Source organism: Streptomyces sp. NPDC058308 (assembly GCF_042880275.1).
GTDB lineage: Bacteria > Actinomycetota > Actinomycetes > Streptomycetales > Streptomycetaceae > Streptomyces.
Genome location: NZ_JBHVZA010000008.1, coordinates 97465 through 114253 on the forward strand (window position 1 = coordinate 97465; position 16789 = coordinate 114253).

14 protein-coding genes and 1 riboswitch are annotated in these 16789 nt (G+C 68.7%); of the genes, 8 read left to right on the top strand and 6 right to left on the bottom strand.

The genetic code is table 11. The annotated features are described in order from the left end of the window. Positions 1-65: 65 nt before the first annotated feature. Entirely contained in the window at positions 66-1346 is a 1281-nt protein-coding gene (locus ACFVYL_RS13550; RefSeq protein ID WP_389715224.1) for an extracellular solute-binding protein, read from the bottom strand. Positions 1347-1671: 325 nt separating this feature from the next. On the opposite strand from ACFVYL_RS13550, the gene ACFVYL_RS13555 reads away from it, so the two are divergent. Next, positions 1672-2454, top strand: a complete 783-nt coding sequence (locus tag ACFVYL_RS13555; RefSeq protein WP_389715225.1) for a GntR family transcriptional regulator — start codon at positions 1672-1674, stop codon at positions 2452-2454. Positions 2455-2521: 67 nt separating this feature from the next. On the opposite strand, the gene ACFVYL_RS13560 is transcribed toward ACFVYL_RS13555, so the two are convergent. Next, positions 2522-3091: a hypothetical protein gene (locus ACFVYL_RS13560; protein WP_389715227.1), complete on the bottom strand. Its 570-nt coding sequence runs from the start codon at positions 3089-3091 to the stop codon at positions 2522-2524. Positions 3092-3283: 192 nt separating this feature from the next. On the opposite strand from ACFVYL_RS13560, the gene ACFVYL_RS13565 reads away from it, so the two are divergent. The 7 genes from ACFVYL_RS13565 (at position 3284) to ACFVYL_RS13595 (ending at position 12215) form a co-directional block, all read left to right on the top strand. After that, positions 3284-5455, top strand: coding sequence for a carbon starvation CstA family protein (locus ACFVYL_RS13565; protein ID WP_389715228.1), 2172 nt, complete (start codon positions 3284-3286; stop codon positions 5453-5455). A 29-nt stretch (positions 5456-5484) separates the two neighbouring features. Further along, positions 5485-5652: a YbdD/YjiX family protein gene (locus tag ACFVYL_RS13570; protein ID WP_389715419.1), complete on the top strand. Its 168-nt coding sequence runs from the start codon at positions 5485-5487 to the stop codon at positions 5650-5652. Between the two features lie 110 nt (positions 5653-5762). Beyond that, positions 5763-6032 carry a DUF3311 domain-containing protein gene (locus ACFVYL_RS13575; protein ID WP_389715230.1) on the top strand — a complete coding sequence of 90 codons (270 nt, stop codon included), beginning with the start codon at positions 5763-5765 and terminating at the stop codon, positions 6030-6032. Beyond that, entirely contained in the window at positions 6029-7672 is a 1644-nt protein-coding gene (mctP, locus tag ACFVYL_RS13580; protein WP_389715232.1) for a monocarboxylate uptake permease MctP, read from the top strand. Before ACFVYL_RS13575 ends, mctP begins: the two co-directional genes overlap by 4 nt. Before the next feature lie 91 nt (positions 7673-7763). Next, positions 7764-8270, top strand: a complete 507-nt coding sequence (locus tag ACFVYL_RS13585; RefSeq protein ID WP_389715234.1) for a GNAT family N-acetyltransferase — start codon at positions 7764-7766, stop codon at positions 8268-8270. 236 nt (positions 8271-8506) lie between these two features. Beyond that, a riboswitch (cobalamin riboswitch) is annotated at positions 8507-8643 on the top strand. Between the two features lie 129 nt (positions 8644-8772). Continuing rightward, on the top strand, positions 8773-11193 hold the full coding sequence (locus ACFVYL_RS13590) for a ribonucleoside-diphosphate reductase subunit alpha (protein WP_389715236.1): 2421 nt from the start codon (positions 8773-8775) through the stop codon (positions 11191-11193). Then, a complete protein-coding gene (locus ACFVYL_RS13595) occupies positions 11193-12215 on the top strand; it encodes a ribonucleotide-diphosphate reductase subunit beta (protein WP_389715238.1) in 1023 nt (340 codons plus the stop codon). Before ACFVYL_RS13590 ends, ACFVYL_RS13595 begins: the two co-directional genes overlap by 1 nt. A gap of 66 nt (positions 12216-12281) precedes the next feature. On the opposite strand, the gene ACFVYL_RS13600 is transcribed toward ACFVYL_RS13595, so the two are convergent. From ACFVYL_RS13600 to ACFVYL_RS13615, 4 genes are all read right to left on the bottom strand, one after another. Beyond that, positions 12282-13658 (bottom strand): cytochrome P450, encoded by a 1377-nt coding sequence (locus tag ACFVYL_RS13600; RefSeq protein ID WP_389715240.1) that lies wholly within the window; start codon positions 13656-13658, stop codon positions 12282-12284. Continuing rightward, a complete protein-coding gene (cyc1, locus tag ACFVYL_RS13605; RefSeq protein WP_389715242.1) occupies positions 13655-14779 on the bottom strand; it encodes an epi-isozizaene synthase in 1125 nt (374 codons plus the stop codon). Before cyc1 ends, ACFVYL_RS13600 begins: the two co-directional genes overlap by 4 nt. 302 nt (positions 14780-15081) lie before the next feature. Then, entirely contained in the window at positions 15082-15738 is a 657-nt protein-coding gene (gene def / locus ACFVYL_RS13610) for a peptide deformylase (protein WP_389715243.1), read from the bottom strand. 63 nt (positions 15739-15801) lie between these two features. After that, positions 15802-16782 (bottom strand): tetratricopeptide repeat protein, encoded by a 981-nt coding sequence (locus ACFVYL_RS13615; protein ID WP_389715245.1) that lies wholly within the window; start codon positions 16780-16782, stop codon positions 15802-15804. Between the last annotated feature and the right edge of the window lie 7 nt (positions 16783-16789).

A 16789-nucleotide genomic window follows, 5' to 3' on the forward strand; every position in this document is an offset into this window, starting at 1 on the left:
AGACGCAGGGGCGCGCCGGGGGCGGCGGGCGTGGCGGGCCCGCCGTCCCCGGCACAAGCGCGCCCTTACTGCTTCTGCGACAGACGCTTGTTGAACTCGCCTTCGACCTGCTTGGCGGCATCCGCCGGAGACTTGCCGTTCAGCACCGCGGTCATATAGCCCTTGACCGGGTTCGGCGCGTTCTCCACCGCGGCCCACTCCGGGATCAGCGGGGTCGTGCCGCCGCCGGCCGTGGCGGGAGCCATGGCCTCCGCGGCCGGGTTGCCCTTGAGGTTGGACTTCAGCGACTCCTTGTTCGGGATGACGCTGCCTTCCTTGGCGAGCTGGCCCTCGAACTTGTCGGAGAGCGCCAGCTTGAGGAACTCCTTGGCGAGCTCCTGCTTCTTGCTGGTCGCGGCGACGGCGAGGTTCGAGCCGCCGAGGAAGACGCCCTCGGGCTTGGCGGCCGTGGCGCCGGGGATGGTGAAGTAGCCGACGTCCTTCGCGAAGTTCTTGTCCTTGCTGGCCTTGATCGCGGTACCGGCCTCCCAGCCCATACCGATGAAGGCGCCGGTCTTGCCCTTGCCGAAGATCTCCCCCTGCTGCGGGGTGGCCTCGTCCTTGTCCTTGGGTGCCTTGGACAGAGCCGCGAACTTCTTGTACGTCTCCATGGCCTTGGCGACCTTGGGGTCGGAGAGGTTGGAGACGTACTTGTCGCCGTCCTTCTTGACCAGTTCGGCGCCCTCGCCGATGGTCAGGCCGACGAAGTGGTACCAGTTCTGGCCGGGCAGGTAGATCGGCTCGGCGTCGGTCTTGGAGCCGATCTTCTTCAGGTCGGCGTAGAACTCGTCGCGCGTCTTGGGGGTGCCCTTGATGCCGGCGTCCGCCCAGATCTTCTTGTTGTAGACCACGACGCGGTTGAGGACGAACCACGGGGCGGCGTACTGCTTGCCGTCGATCACCGAGGAGGCGTTGATGGACTTGGTCCAGTCGGAGCCGATCGAGGACTTCAGATCGCTGAGGTCGGCGAGACCACCGCTCTTGGCGTAGGCGGACGTCATCGTGTTACCGATCTCGAAGACGTCGGGCGGGTTCTCCTCAGAGAGGGCCGTGGTCAGCTTCTCCTGGATGCCGTCCCACTTCTGCACCTCGATCTTCAGCGTGGCGCCGGTCTTCTTCTCGAAGGCCGCCTGGAGATCCTTCTGCCACGTGTCCGGCGTGGAACCGTCCATCGCCCAGAGCGTCAGCGTCTCGCCCTTGAAGCCGTCCGCCCCACCGGACTTCTTGTCCTCGTCGTCACTGCCGCAGGCCGCGACCGAGATCAACATGCCCGCGACACCGATGGCCGCTATGAGCTTGCGCTTCACGTCACCCTCCTCAAGGGATGCCAGTCAACCCCCCACCCGCAGCGACCTAATGGACCGAGATCTGCCCGTGGGACTGGAACCTGGTCTTTAATGGTGTAGACCAGTACGGGGAGCTTGGCCTAGACCTTTAGGGGTGTCAAGGGTGTATAAGAAGGGCTGTCGCGTCCGTTATCGGACCGACACCTGAGCAGGCAGAGTCTTCCCCCAAGCTCTCGACTTCGCTCGACCAGGGGGCGCCCCCATGGCCCGGTACGTGCCACGATGTGAGCCGCGACAGACGGAGGAGCCGGTGACGGCAGCAGCACAGGAGCCGGGAAGGTCAATCATGGGCACCGAAGCGGGCAGCACAGGGGCCGATGTGGGCGTGCCCGCGGAGGGCACCGGCGTCGGCCGCACCGCGCGCGTGCCCAAGTACTACCGCCTCAAGCGGCACCTCCTGGACATGACCGAGACGCTGCCGCCCGGCACCCCCGTCCCGCCGGAGCGCACGCTCGCCGCCGAGTTCGACACCTCCCGCACGACCGTGCGCCAGGCGCTGCAGGAGCTGGTCGTCGAGGGGCGCCTGGAGCGCATCCAGGGCAAGGGCACCTTCGTCGCCAAGCCCAAGGTGTCGCAGGCCCTCCAACTCACCTCGTACACCGAGGACATGCGGGCCCAGGGCCTGGAGCCGACCTCGCAGCTCCTCGACATCGGCTACATCACCGCCGACGACACCCTCGCCGGCCTGCTCGACATCAGCGCGGGCGGCCGCGTGCTGCGCATCGAGCGGCTCCGGCTCGCCAACGGCGAGGCGATGGCCATCGAGACCACGCACCTGTCGGCGAAGCGCTTCCCGGCCCTGCGCCGCTCCCTGGTCAAGTACACCTCGCTGTACACGGCGCTCGCCGAGGTGTACGACGTGCATCTCGCGGAGGCCGAGGAGACCATCGAGACCTCGCTCGCCACCCCGCGCGAGGCGGGCCTGCTCGGCACCGACGTCGGCCTGCCGATGCTGCTCCTGTCGCGGCACTCCCGGGACGGCTCGGGACAGCCGGTGGAATGGGTACGTTCGGTGTACCGCGGCGACCGGTACAAGTTCGTGGCGCGCCTGAAGAGGCCGGTCGACTGACGACTTCGCAGAATACGGCGCGGACCGCTTTCCCCTGCACCGGAAAGCGGCCCGCCTGAACGTGGAGCTACACTCCGCGCTTACTTATCTCCAGCTCGACGTAGCCCTTCAGTTTCCCGCCGCTGCCGCACTTCGCCACTGAGTTCGCAGACTTTTTCCATGGTCCACGCACAGTCCACTTGTGGTTTCCCTTTTTGCACGTGACGCGAGCCCGGACTTTCCTGTCCCTAATGTTCCTGCAGCTGGCGGACGCGGCCTTGCTCGATGTCTTGCGGACGAGGCAGAGCGGGTAGGGGCGCTCGTTGTTCTTGAACTCCACCTCCATCGTCAGGACCTTCGCTCCACAGTTCGCCGTGACGTACGCGGGGCGTCCCACCACCTCCCATGTGCTCCGCTTGGTGAAGGTCCCGGTGCCGTTCCCGCGCAGACAGGTCGCCACCGTCCGGTAGGCATTGGCCGTCGCGGTGCCCCGGCAGTTGCCGTTGGCCTTCGTCCCGCTGCCTGACTTCCACGTTTTGCAGGCAATATGTGGCACGTCTGTAGCCTCTGCCGCCTGCGCGGGAGCAGTTCCCGACAATCCGCCCATGAGCAGTGCGGCAGCAATCCCCGTGGCGGCAAGTACGTTCCGCTTGGTCATACGGAATCCCCGTCTATCGGTCTGTCGATGTGAAAGTGGCCAACTGGCCGAGCACGCACGCTAGTTGAGGCTCCCACCCACATCAAGGTCTGAACCAATCAATCTTTCGACGGAATCAGCTCCTCGCTATAGCAGGAAGTCCTCCCTTGCCCTACCGTCTTTCCGATATCGCAAGAGCGGGAGGACACCTCTGTGCGCGTCGCGACTTCACGAGCGAATCCCCGATCCGTCGTCATCTGGTCCCTCGTCGCGCTGACCGGCGCCGCGGGCTGGACCGTCCTGGCCCTCGCACGCGACGAGGAGGTGTCGGCCGCCTGGATGGTGGCCGCGGCCCTCGGCTCGTACGCCGTCGCCTACCGCTTCTACTCCAAGTTCATCGCGTACCGGGTCCTGAAGGTCGACGAGAAACGGGCCACCCCGGCCGAGCGGCTCGACAACGGTATCGACTTCCACCCGACCGACCGCCGGGTGCTGCTCGGCCACCACTTCGCGGCGATCGCGGGCGCGGGACCGCTGGTGGGCCCGGTCCTCGCCGCACAGATGGGATACCTGCCCGGCACCATCTGGATCATCGTCGGCGTCATCCTCGCGGGCGCCGTGCAGGACATGGTCGTGCTGTTCTTCTCGACGCGGCGCGACGGCAAGTCGCTCGGGCAGATGGCGCGCGAGGAGATCGGCCCGTTCGGCGGGGCCGCCGCGCTGCTCGCCACCTTCACCATCATGATCATCCTGCTCGGGGTGCTCGCGCTTGTCGTCGTCAACGCGCTCGCCGACTCGCCGTGGGGCACCTTCTCCATCGCGATGACCGTCCCGATCGCCCTGCTCATGGGCTTCTACCTGCGGGTGCTCCGCCCCGGCCGGATCAGCGAGGTCTCCCTGATCGGTGTCGCGCTGCTGCTGCTCGCGCTCGTCGGCGGGCGCTGGGTCGCCGAGTCCTCGCTGGCGGACACCTTCACGCTGGCGCCCTCGACGCTGGTGATCTGGCTGGTGGCGTACGGGTTCATCGCCTCGATCCTGCCGGTGTGGATGCTGCTCGCGCCGCGTGACTACCTCTCCACCTTCATGAAGATCGGCACCATCCTGCTGCTCGCGCTCGGCGTCGTGATCACCCTGCCGACACTGAAGATGGACCCGGTGACCGACTTCGCCTCGCGCGGCGACGGGCCGGTCTTCGCGGGCTCGCTCTTCCCCTTCGTCTTCATCACCATCGCCTGCGGCGCCCTGTCCGGCTTCCACGCGCTGATCTCCTCGGGCACGACGCCGAAGATGATCCAGAAGGAGACGCAGATCCGCATGATCGGCTACGGCTCCATGCTGATGGAGTCGTCCGTGGCGGTCATGGCGCTCGTCGCGGCCTCGGTCATCGACCCGGGCCTGTACTTCGCGATGAACGCGCCGGCCGGTGTCGTCGGCGAGACCGTCCAGGAGGCGTCGAAGGCCGTCGCGGGCTTCGGGTACTCCATCTCGCCGGCCGACCTGGCGCAGGCCGCCAAGGACGTCGAGGAGTCCTCGCTGCTCTCGCGGACCGGCGGCGCGCCCACGCTCGCGGTCGGCGTCTCGGAGATCTTCTCGAAGGTCACCGGCGGCTCGATGCGGGCCTTCTGGTATCACTTCGCGATCATGTTCGAGGCGCTGTTCATCCTGACCGCGCTCGACGCGGGGACGCGCGTGGGCCGCTTCATGCTGCAGGACATGCTCGGGAACGTCTACAAGCCCTTCAGGAACCTGAGCTGGAAGCCTGGGCTGCTCCTGACCAGTGCGGCCGTCACCGGCCTTTGGGGCTACTTCCTGTGGGTGGGCGTGCACGAGCCGCTCGGCGGGATCAACCAGCTCTTCCCGGTCTTCGGCATCGCCAACCAGCTCCTCGCCGCCGTCGCCCTCGCCGTCTGCACCACGCTGCTCGTGAAGTCCGGTCGCCTCAAGTGGGCCTGGGTCACGGGGATTCCGCTCGCCTGGGACGCGACGGTGACGCTCACCGCGAGCTGGCAGAAGGTGTTCTCCAGCGATCCGCGCGTCGGCTTCTTCCAGCAGCGCGCGAACTACCGGGACGCCATCGACGAGGGCAAGGTGCTGCCGCCCGCCAAGTCGATGGACGACATGCACACCGTCGTCACCAACTCCACGGTGGACGGCGTCCTTTCGGCGGCGCTCGCACTGCTCGTCGTCATCGTGATCCTGGACGCGGCGCGGGTGTGCGTCAAGCACCTCCGCGACCCCGGGGCCACCCGCCTGAAGGAAGCGCCGTACGTGGAGTCGAAGGTGACCGCGCCCGCCGGGCTCTTCGCGACCCGCGAGGAGAAGCGGGAGGCCCTGGAGTCTGCGGACGGACAGCGCACCACCACCGGGCCGGGGGCGTCCTCGTGACGGCGCTGCTGCTGCGGGGCCTGCGCTGGATGCGCTGGTACTTCAGGGAGTTGACCGACGAGTCGGGGTACGAGCGGTACGTGGCTCATATCCGCAAGGACCATCCCACCGCAACCGTCCCCAGCCGTCGCGCATTTGAGCGCATGCGGACAGACCGGCAGGAGTCGGACCCCCGCCAGGGGTTCCGCTGCTGCTGAGCAGGGACATTCATCTGTCCGTTATCCGGACGGGGGTTCCATACCGCGAGACTGTGGCTTAGATTTCCCGCACGTTAAGCATGGGATAAGTGAGGGAACGGAGCCGCGATATGTCAGATGCGCCTGAAGTGAACAGACCGGTCGTCACGCCGGTCCGCGTGGTCGTCGCCCTCTGCCTCGTCGCGCCCTTCGTGGCGATGCTGTGGGTGAGCTCCTACGCCAAGGTCGACCCGACACTCATCGGCATTCCGTTCTTCTACTGGTACCAGATGCTGTGGGTGCTCATCTCCACGGCGCTGACGATGATCGCGTACAAGCTGTGGCAGCGTGACCAGCGCGCCCGCAAGGCCGAGCAGGCCCACGGGGGTGCCGGACAGTGACCACACTCGCATCGGGGACGGGCGGCGTGAACGGCATCGCCCTGGCCGTCTTCATCTTCTTCTTCGTGGCCGTCACGGCGATGGGCTTCCTGGCCGCGCGCTGGCGCAAGGCCGAGACCGAGAGCCTGGACGAATGGGGCCTGGGCGGCCGATCGTTCGGCACCTGGGTCACCTGGTTCCTGCTCGGCGGCGACCTCTACACGGCGTACACCTTCGTGGCCGTCCCCGCGGCCATCTACGCGGCGGGCGCGGCCGGCTTCTTCGCGGTGCCGTACACGATCCTCGTCTACCCGCTGATCTTCACCTTCCTGCCGCGTCTCTGGTCGGTCTCGCACAAGCACGGATACGTGACGACGTCCGACTTCGTGCGCGGGCGGTTCGGCTCCAAGGGGCTCTCGCTGGCCGTCGCGGTCACCGGCATCCTCGCCACGATGCCGTACATCGCGCTCCAACTGGTCGGCATCCAGGCCGTGCTCGACGTCATGGGCGTCGGCGGCGGCCCCGACACCAACTGGTTCGTCAAGGACCTGCCGCTCCTCATCGCGTTCGCGGTGCTCGCCGCGTACACGTACTCGTCCGGTCTGCGCGCGCCCGCGCTGATCGCGTTCGTGAAGGACGGCCTGATCTATCTCGTCATCGCCGTCGCGATCATCTACATCCCGATCAAGCTCGGCGGGTTCGACGAGATCTTCCGGGCGGCGAGCGACAAGTTCTCGGCGACGAACGAGGCGGCGGGCAAGCCCGTCGCGGGCCTCGCGCCGGGCGAGGCCGGGCAGTGGACGTACGCGACGCTGGCCCTCGGCTCCGCGCTCGCGCTGTTCATGTACCCGCACTCGATCACGGCGACGCTCTCCTCCAAGAGCCGCAACGTGATCCGCCGCAACACCACGATCCTGCCGCTCTACTCGCTGATGCTCGGCCTGCTCGCGCTGCTCGGGTTCATGGCGATCGCCGCCGGGGTGAAGGTGGAGAACGGTCAGCTGGCGATTCCGCAGCTGTTCGAGAACATGTTCCCCGACTGGTTCACGGGCGTCGCGTTCGCCGCCATCGGCATCGGCGCGCTCGTCCCCGCGGCGATCATGTCGATCGCGGCCGCGAATCTCTTCACCCGCAACATCTACAAGGACTTCCTCAAGCCGGACGCGACACCGCAGCAGGAGATGAAGGTCTCCAAGCTGGTCTCGCTCCTGGTGAAGGTCGGCGCCCTCGCCTTCGTCCTCACCATGGACAAGACGGTCGCGATCAACTTCCAGCTGCTCGGTGGCATCTGGATCCTGCAGACGATGCCCGCGCTGGTCGGCGGCCTGTTCACCCGGTGGTTCCACCGCTGGGCGCTGCTCGCGGGCTGGGCGGTCGGCATGGCCTACGGAACGCTCGCCGCGTACGGCGTCGCCTCGCCGACCCAGAAGCACTTCGGCGGCTCGTCCGACGAGATCCCCGGCATCGGCGAGATCGGCTACATCGGCCTGACGGCGTTCGTCCTGAACGTGGTCGTGACCGTGGTCCTCACCTTCGTCCTGAAGGCGCTCAAGGCCCCCGACGGCGTCGACGAGACGTCCCCGGAGGACTACACGGCCGACGCGGGCGACCCCGGCGTCATAGAGGAACTGCCGAAGGCGACGGCGGGCGCCGGACACTGAGAGCCTGTGTCATAACCCGCTGCGCACAGCGGCAAAGGGCCGCCGGAAATCCGGAGGCCCTTTGTCGTACCCGTGTTGCACACTGCGCCGCATGGACATCACGATCAGGCGGGCACGGCCCGAGGAGTACGGGGCGCTGGGTGATCTCACCGCGCGGGCCTATCTCGAAGACGGACACCTGGACTTCGGGGCGGAGGACCGCTATCTGCCCGTACTGCGGGACGTGGCGGGGCGCGCGGCGCACGCCGAGATCCTGGTGGCCGCGGCGGACGACACGACGGCAGGCGGGCTGCTCGGCGGCGTGACCTTCGTGCCGTCCTGCGGCCCCGTGGCCGACATCGCGCGGGAGGGCGAGTCGGAGATCCGCATGCTGGCGGTCTCGCCCGGGGCGCGCGGCCGCGGTGTGGGCGAACTCCTGGTGCGCGCCTGCGTCCAGCGGTCCAGGGACGCGGGCAGGGACCGGCTCGTGCTGTCCTCCTCGCCCTCGATGCGGACCGCCCACCGGCTCTACGAACGCCTCGGCTTCGCACGGACCCCGGAGCGCGACTGGTCCCCGGTCCCCGGCCTCCCACTGCTCACCTACGCGTTGACACTCTAGGTCCTGTCGTCAAACTCGCGTCGTTCGCCCGGAGGGCGGCCTCGCGGCGTCTGGTGCGTGCGATCGCAAGGCGGAGGGTCATCCCGGTACTGGGCGTACCGGGATGAGCCCGACAACGCGGCGAGCGTGCGTGCCAGGCGTCGCGAGGCAGACGGGAGTTTGACGACAGGGCCTAGGGGCCACTGTCCGAGCCCGCCGCGCGATCCGACACAAGATGTAGGCCTGCTTCAGCAGCGCGACACAAGATGTATGCTCGTGCTCGCTGTCGCCGCAGGGGAATCCGGTGCAAGTCCGGAACTGTCCCGCAACGGTAGACGTGTACGCATTTGTCGTGCGCGGAGTCCGAAGACCTGCCGGCAGTGCACCCGAGTCGTCCGGCCCGGGTGCCGACCGTCCGGGCCTCGTGGAATGGGCCGGTGGACGCGGTACGCCGCCCTGCCCGGGTGCGCCCGTGTGTGCCGATCCCTCCCCAGGCCCAGAGCCGAGCGAGGGAGAGCCCCACGTGACCATCGCGCCCGCCGAACCTGCGTCAGCGCTGGCACCGCAGCCCACCGACAGCGCTGAGGGTACCGACGCGCCGGGGACCGCGCTGCTGCGCACCCTGACCGACCTCACCGCCGACCTCCCCGACGCCGACCCCGGCCGGGTGGCGGCCGCCGCGCTGCGCGGCCGGTCGGCCAGGGCCGACGAGAGTGAGCTCCGGGAGCTCGCGACCGAGGCGGCCGCGGGGCTCATCTCCGAGGACCCTACGTACTCGAAGCTCGCCGCCCGGCTGCTCTCCCTCTCCATCGCCGCCGAGGCCGCCTCGCAGGGCGTGCGCTCCTTCACCGAGTCGATCGCGGTCGGCCACCGCGAGGGCCTGATCGCCGACCGCACCGCCGCGTTCGTGACCGCGCACGCCGCCCGGCTCGACGCGCTCGTGGAGAGCGCGCTCGCGGACGGCGCCGACTTCCGCTTCGGCTACTTCGGCCTGCGCACGCTGCACAGCCGCTACCTGCTGCGCCACCCGATCACCCGGCAGGTCATCGAGACGCCGCAGCACTTCATGCTGCGCGTCGCGAGCGGCCTGGCGGAGACCGACTGGGACACGGCGGCGGACAGCAGCCGCGCGGTCGGCGAAGTCGCCTCGCTGTACGGGCTGATGAGCCGCCTGGACTACCTGCCGTCCTCGCCGACGCTCTTCAACTCCGGCACCCGCCACCCGCAGATGTCCTCCTGCTACCTCCTCGACTCCCCGCTGGACGAGCTCGACTCGATCTACGACCGCTACCACCAGGTCGCGCGGCTCTCCAAGCACGCGGGCGGCATCGGCCTCTCGTACTCCCGCATCCGTTCGCGCGGTTCGCTGATCCGCGGCACGAACGGGCACTCCAACGGCATCGTGCCGTTCCTGAAGACGCTGGACGCCTCGGTGGCCGCGGTGAACCAGGGCGGGCGGCGCAAGGGCGCGGCCGCGGTCTACCTGGAGACCTGGCACTTTGACATCGAGGAGTTCCTGGAGCTGCGCGACAACACCGGCGAGGACCAGCGGCGCACGCACAACCTCAACCTCGCGCACTGGATCCCGGACGAGTTCATGCGCCGCGTCGCCGCCGACCGGGAGTGGTCGCTGTTCTCGCCGTCCGACGTGCCCGAGCTCGTCGACCTGTGGGGCGAGGAGTTCGACGCCGCCTACCGCCGGGCGGAGGCCGCAGGACTCGCCAGGAAGACGATGTCGGCCCGCGACCTCTACGGCCGCATGATGCGCACCCTCGCGCAGACCGGCAACGGCTGGATGACCTTCAAGGACGCCGCCAACCGCACCGCGAACCAGACCGCCGAGCCCGGCCACACCGTGCACTCCTCCAACCTCTGCACGGAGATCCTGGAGGTGACGGACGACGGCGAGACGGCCGTCTGCAACCTCGGCTCGGTGAACCTCGGCGCGTTCGTGGAGAACGGCGACCTCGCGTGGGACCGTCTCGACGAGACCGTCCGGACCGCCGTCACCTTCCTCGACCGCGTCGTCGACATCAACTTCTACCCGACCGAGCAGGCGGGCCGCTCCAACGCCAGGTGGCGCCCGGTGGGCCTCGGCGCGATGGGACTTCAGGACGTCTTCTTCCAGCTGAAGCTTCCCTTCGACTCCCCCGAGGCGCGGGCGCTCTCCACCCGTATCGCCGAGCGCATCATGCTCGCCGCGTACGAGACCTCCGCCGACCTCGCCGAGCGCAGCGGCCCGCTGCCCGCCTGGGAGAAGACCCGCACCGCGCGCGGCGTCCTGCACCCCGACCACTACGACGTCGAGCTGACATGGCCCGAGCGCTGGGCGGCGCTGCGGGAACGCATCGCCGCGACCGGCATGCGCAATTCGCTGCTGCTCGCCATCGCGCCGACCGCCACCATCGCGTCCATCGCGGGTGTCTACGAGTGCATCGAGCCGCAGGTCTCCAACCTCTTCAAGCGCGAGACCCTGTCCGGCGAGTTCCTCCAGGTCAACGCCTATCTGGTGGAGGATCTCAAGCGGCTCGGGAGGTGGGACGCGCAGAGCCGCGAGGCGCTGCGCGAGGCCAGCGGCTCGGTCCAGGGATTCGACTGGATCCCCGCGGAGGTGCGCGCGCTGTACCGCACGGCGTGGGAGCTCCCGCAGCGCGGCCTGATCGACATGGCCGCCGCGCGCACCCCCTTCCTCGACCAGGCGCAGTCGCTCAACCTCTTCCTGGAGACGCCGACCATCGGCAAGCTCTCCTCGATGTACGCGTACGCCTGGCAGCAGGGCCTGAAGACCACGTACTACCTGCGCTCGCGCCCCGCGACGCGCATCGCGCGCGCGGCCGGCGGCTCGAACGCGGCCGCCACCGCCCCCGTCCCCGCCCAGGCCACGGCCGAAGAAGCCGTCGCCTGCTCCCTGGAAAACCCCGAGTCCTGCGAGGCCTGTCAGTAATGAGCACCACGACGAACAGCGAGAAGAACCTCCTCGACCCGGGCTTCGAGCTGACCCTGCGCCCCATGCGCTACCCGGACTTCTACGAGCGCTACCGGGACGCGATCAAGAACACCTGGACCGTGGAGGAGGTCGACCTCCACTCGGACGTCGCCGACCTCGCCAAGCTCTCGCCCGGCGAGCAGCACATGATCGGCCGTCTGGTCGCGTTCTTCGCGACCGGCGACTCGATCGTCTCCAACAACCTGGTGCTCACGCTCTACAAGCACATCAACTCCCCTGAGGCGCGGCTGTACTTGAGCCGTCAGCTCTTCGAGGAGGCCGTGCACGTCCAGTTCTATCTGACGCTGCTCGACACCTATCTGCCCGACCCGGATGACCGTGCGGCGGCCTTCGACGCGGTCGAGGAGATCCCCTCCATCCGTGAGAAGGCCGAGTTCTGCTTCAGGTGGATGGACTCGGTCGAGAAGCTGGACCGCCTGGAGAGCAAGGCCGACCGGCGCCGCTTCCTGCTGAACCTGATCTGCTTCGCCGCGTGCATCGAGGGCCTCTTCTTCTACGGTGCCTTCGCGTACGTCTACTGGTTCCGCTCGCGCGGTCTGCTGCACGGCCTCGCCACCGGCACCAACTGGGTGTTCCGCGACGAGACGATGCACATGAGCTTCGCCTTCGACGTCGTCGACACCGTCCGCAAGGAGGAGCCCGAGCTCTTCGACGACGCGCTCAAGCAGCAGGTCACGGACATGCTGAAGGAGGCCGTCGAGGCCGAGCTGCAGTTCGCGCGGGACCTGTGCGGCGAGGGCCTGCCCGGCATGAACACCGACTCGATGCGCGAGTACCTGCAGTGCGTCGCCGACCAGCGCCTGCAGCGCCTCGGCTTCGCACCGGTCTACGGCTCGGAGAACCCCTTCTCCTTCATGGAGCTGCAGGGCGTCCAGGAGCTGACCAACTTCTTCGAGCGGCGGTCCTCCGCCTACCAGGTCGCGGTCGAGGGTTCGGTCTCCTTCGACGACGAGTTCTAGCCTCGGCGCCCGGCGCACGCGCGTGCCCGCCCCGTCCGGTGCGACGGGGCGGGCACACGGGTCCGCTCAGCGCGGCCGGGCCCGCAGGACGAGCCGTTTGGGGTGCAGGGTGATGCCTACGCGGGTGCCGGTGTCGGTCTCATCGACCCGTTCCAGGCGCCACTTCGGGACCACCGTCCCCAGGATCAGGGCGAGTTCGGCCAGGCTGAAGTGGTCGCCGGGGCACTTTCGGTTGCCGACGCTGAACGGCATCATCGCGAAGTCCGGTACGTCACCCGCGCGTTCCGGATTCCAGCGGTCCGGGTCGAACTCCAGGTGCCGCTCGAAGGAACGCGGGTCGCGCTGCATCGCGTAGACGCTGTAGACGATGTCCGCGTCCGCCGGAATCGAATAGCCGCCCAGCTCGGTTTCGGCCACGGACCGACGGGTGAATATCCAGGCGGCCGGCCGTATACGCATCGCCTCGGTGACGACATTGCGGGTGTGCGGCAGGTCCCCCAGATCGTCGAATGTGATCGCCCGGTCCGGGGCCACGGAATTTACCTCTTCAACCAACCGCCTTTCCTGCTCGGGGTGTTCGGTGAGCAGATGGAACGTCCACGCCAGCGTCGACGCCACATTCTCCGCACCCGCCACGACGAGCGAAACCACGTTGTCGTGGATCTCCTGGTCGGCTATGGGCGCACCGGTTTCGTCCCTGGCCCGCAGCAATTCGGCGAGCAGGTCGTCCGGACCGCCGGGTCCGGCCGCGCGGCGTTCCGCGACGATCTCGTCCACGAGCGCGTGCAGATCGGCAAGGGCCCGTTCGAACCGCCGGTTGGCCGGGGTCGGCACGCGGTAGAGCGGGCCGACGGAGAGCACCATCCGGCGGTAGAGCCCCTCGAAGACGGTGTGCAGCGAATCGGCGATGCGGTCCGCCTTCTCACCGATCGAGTCGACCTCCAGGAGCGAGCGCGAGACGATGCGCACGGCGGTGCGGAACATCTCCGCGCTCACGTCGACCGTGGCGCCCGGCTGCCAGCGGGCCGCCGTGGCGCGCGCCTCCTCCTCCATCACCCTGGCGTAGCCGGCGATCCGCTCGGGCCGGAACGCGGGCTGCATCGTGCGCCGCTGGCGGCGGTGCAGCTTGCCGTTGCTGGTCGCCACGCCCTTGCCGAGGAGCACCTCCAGGGTGTCCCAGAGCGGTCCGCCGACGATGTACTCGGGGCTCTTCAGGAGGGCGCCGACGAGCTCCGGATCGCAGACCGCGTACGCCGTCCTCGGTCCCAGCCTGATCCGTACGAGATCCCCGTGGTCGCGCAGCGCGGCGAGGAAGCCGAGCGGGTCGCGCACCAGTTTCCAGGCGTGGCCGAGCAGCGGCACGGCTCCCCGGACGAGGGGCGGGGTGCGCAGCGGGCCGGGGCCCGGTGTGGCCGACGTGGGTATCGCGGATTCGACGCTCATTCTTCACCCACCAGTTCGTTTTCCGCCAGGACGTCTTCCGTCACATACGGGGGCATGGACCTGTCGTCCCAGCTGTCCACCCGATAGCGGCCGGATTCGTGATGGAACCAGTACACGGAAGAGAACCAGTTCCGCATATTGAAGACGCACGATTTCACCGCGTCCGAGAGTTCCCTTCCGCGTTCGCTTCCGTCCGCCAATTCATCGGCGAGCAGCATTACTTCGCGCTCGGCTTCCATGAATTCCAGGACGCAGCCGCTGACGCGTCTGTGGACTTCGCGGACCGCCTCTTCGAGTGTCATTCCCTCGTGGTGGATGAGGCTGATACCGAGATTGTGCAGCTCGTCTCCCGCGAGCTCTTTCGGCAGGGAACACAGGTCGTTGTACCAGGCCGAGAAATCCTGGGTCGCCAGTGCCGCCCGCCGGTACGCACGGTGTTTCCTTATGGCGCCCGGCAGTTCGCGCCCCGCGGTGGGTTCGAGGAGGTCGATCCACGCCCAGTGCGCGAACGTGAGGCGGCGCAGCTCGACGTAGGCCTCGACCGTGGGCACGCTGCCGCAGGACCGGTTCCTGAACTCCCGGTCGTACGCCTCGATCACCGGGTGGAAGTGCCGGGCGAACCTGGCGTTCCAGCTGGGGCCCAGGAAGGAGTACAGGCGCCGGACGCAGTCCGCGAACCCCGCGACCAACGGGTCCTTGTGGTGCAGGTACTGCCGGGGGTCGTTCAAGGTGGCGTGCAGGCCCCGGCACAGCCGCCGCCACTGTGCCGTCCTGCCGTGCACCGAGTCCCTGTCGTGCCGGTCGTCCCACGCGAAGAACCAGCTGCTGAGATCGGCTATCGCACTGAGCAACTCGTCCGGCGCGCCAATGTAGTAGCCGGCGACCAGGTCGGTGTAGCAGAGGCTGTCCGCGTACCGTTCGACCTTGTCCGGTGGCATCAGGCGCATTTCGCGCAGCCACGTCCTGGACTTCTCCTGAAGCTTTGGCCAATACGGGTGCAGACGGCGAGGGAACGTGGCTTCGATCACCGGAACGGCCAGCGCCGGTGGGACGGTAACCACCGGTGTGCGTGGCTGTGTGTGTGCTTGGGTCGGTGAAGTGCTTCCGGAATATGCAGGCACGAACGTACCCCTTTCAGCCGCCTGAGGACACGCGCCCCTTCCGCCGTGCCGGGCGCGCGCCGTTGCGTATCCCCGCGCTTTCCATTCAGCACCACAACTGACCGTTCAGGGAACAGATTTGCGCCATTCACTACCCCCCAGTGCCGAGAACATCCCCGTACGTGACTGAATATGGATCACTGGCAGCCTGTTTTGCTCGCACTGGCGAGCGGTTCACGCCAACGGCCCCTGGTCAGGGGCTAGTTCCCGACCAGGGGCCGCTCGTGTCACGCGGTACCCACGCCTCTCAGGCGTCGCGTGCGTCAGTCATTCGCCACCACGGGGTAGCGCGGGGTGCCCTCTTCCATCTGCCGCAGCGCGTCCTTGCGCTCCCGCTTGGAGAGCCGGTCGATGTAGAGGTAGCCGTACAGGTGGTCCGTCTCGTGCTGCAGGCAGCGCGCGAAGTAGCCGGTGCCGCGCACCTTGACGGGGTTGCCCTTCTCGTCCTGCCCGGTCACCTCGGCGTAGTCCGGGCGGGCCAGCGGGGCGTACGCCGTCGGGACGGAGAGGCAGCCCTCGCCCGAGTCGTCGAGGCTGCGCCGGTCGGCGGGCAGCTCGGTCAGGACCGGGTTGCAGATCACACCGACGTGGCGCACGCCCTCGTCGTCCATGCAGTCGTAGACGAAGACCTTCAGGTCGACGCCGACCTGGTTGGCGGCCACGCCCACGCCCTGCGCGACGCGCTGCGTGGCGAACATGTCGTCGACCAGCTTCGCCAGCTCGTCGTCGAAGGCCGTGACGTCCTTGCACTCCTTGTGCAGCACCGGGTTGCCGACGACCGTGATCGGCCGGGACGTGCCGCGCTCGCGGTAGGCCGTCTCCCGCTCCTCACAGTCCTCGGTGTCGATGACGAAGCCCTCGTCGTCGACGGGGAGGACCCCGTCGCCGCCGATGGCCTGCTGCTCAGTGTCCTGCGCCATGTCCGCCGTACGCCTTCCGTGTAACCCTCAAGAGTTTGTGCCGGTACAGCCTACGGCGAAGTGTCAGCAGACCTCTTCGAGATCCCGCCAGTCACGGGAATCCGGGCTGTCCGCCACCCAGCCGTCCAGGAGCCCGCGCACCAGGGCGGCGGGCGCCGCGAGGCCGCACTCGCGCTCCGGCACCCAGAGCGCGCCCGGGCTGCGGTGGCCGAGCGGGCCCGGGTGGCCGGGCTCGCTGTGGTCGTGCGGGTCGAGGTGCTCCCCGTCGCCCTCATCGCTCGGCATCCGGGACTCGGAGCACATCCGGCAGAGCAGCCGCACGGAGGACGACCAGTCCTCGGCGGCGAACCCCGCGTCGGCCGCGAGCCGCTCCAGGGCGTCCCTGTCCTCCTCGGTGGCCGCCTCCAGGAGGACCACCCAGGTCGGCACGGGTGAGGGCGCCCACAGCTCGATCTCGTCGAAGACGGGGTACGAGTGCCCGTCCGCCGTCGTCCGCTCGCCGTGCGGGACGCCGTCGTGCAGCACGACCTCGCCCCAGCGGCGCCCGGACGAGGGCAGCGGGATGGACAGGACCTCCATGCGGGCCGGGTCGAGCCGGCGGCCCCACACGACCTCGGCCTCGCCCTCCGGGGAGAGCCGCACGGCCGCGCTGCCGAGCTCCATGCCCGTCGGCTCGCCGGAGGCGGCCACACCGCCGGGCACCCGCAGGCCGTACGCCTGCCAGGCGCGGCGGGCCAGGGGCCAGTCCTGCAGGGCGGTCGCCGCGATGCCGACGTTCCACCAGTCGGGGGCGCCCGCGGACCGGTCGAGGAGCGCCACGGCACGCAGCCCCGCGGCCCGTGCCTGCTCCCAGTCGTGCCGGAACTTGTGCAGCAGGGCGAGGTTGAACCAGGACTCGGACAGCCAGGGTTCGAGATCCGCCGCGCGCGTGAGCAGTGCCCCCGCGTCCTCGTACCGGCCGTCGCCGATCAGCGTGAACGCGCGGTCGGTCGCCTGCCGCCATGAGGCGGAGGGCCGGTGCCGTCCCTTGCCGAAGATCCTCACGATTCCC

What these genes read in the sequence shown, in the direction of transcription:
- ACFVYL_RS13555 (WP_389715225.1), top strand. Translation starts at nt 1,672, where the DNA reads ATGGGCACCGAAGCGGGCAGCACAGGGGCCGATGTGGGCGTGCCCGCG.
- ACFVYL_RS13560 (WP_389715227.1), bottom strand. Translation starts at nt 3,091, where the DNA reads ATGACCAAGCGGAACGTACTTGCCGCCACGGGGATTGCTGCCGCACTG.
- ACFVYL_RS13570 (WP_389715419.1), top strand. Translation starts at nt 5,485, where the DNA reads ATGCGCTGGTACTTCAGGGAGTTGACCGACGAGTCGGGGTACGAGCGG.
- ACFVYL_RS13575 (WP_389715230.1), top strand. Translation starts at nt 5,763, where the DNA reads ATGTCAGATGCGCCTGAAGTGAACAGACCGGTCGTCACGCCGGTCCGC.
- ACFVYL_RS13585 (WP_389715234.1), top strand. Translation starts at nt 7,764, where the DNA reads ATGGACATCACGATCAGGCGGGCACGGCCCGAGGAGTACGGGGCGCTG.
- ACFVYL_RS13595 (WP_389715238.1), top strand. Translation starts at nt 11,193, where the DNA reads ATGAGCACCACGACGAACAGCGAGAAGAACCTCCTCGACCCGGGCTTC.
- ACFVYL_RS13600 (WP_389715240.1), bottom strand. Translation starts at nt 13,658, where the DNA reads ATGAGCGTCGAATCCGCGATACCCACGTCGGCCACACCGGGCCCCGGC.
- def (WP_389715243.1), bottom strand. Translation starts at nt 15,738, where the DNA reads ATGGCGCAGGACACTGAGCAGCAGGCCATCGGCGGCGACGGGGTCCTC.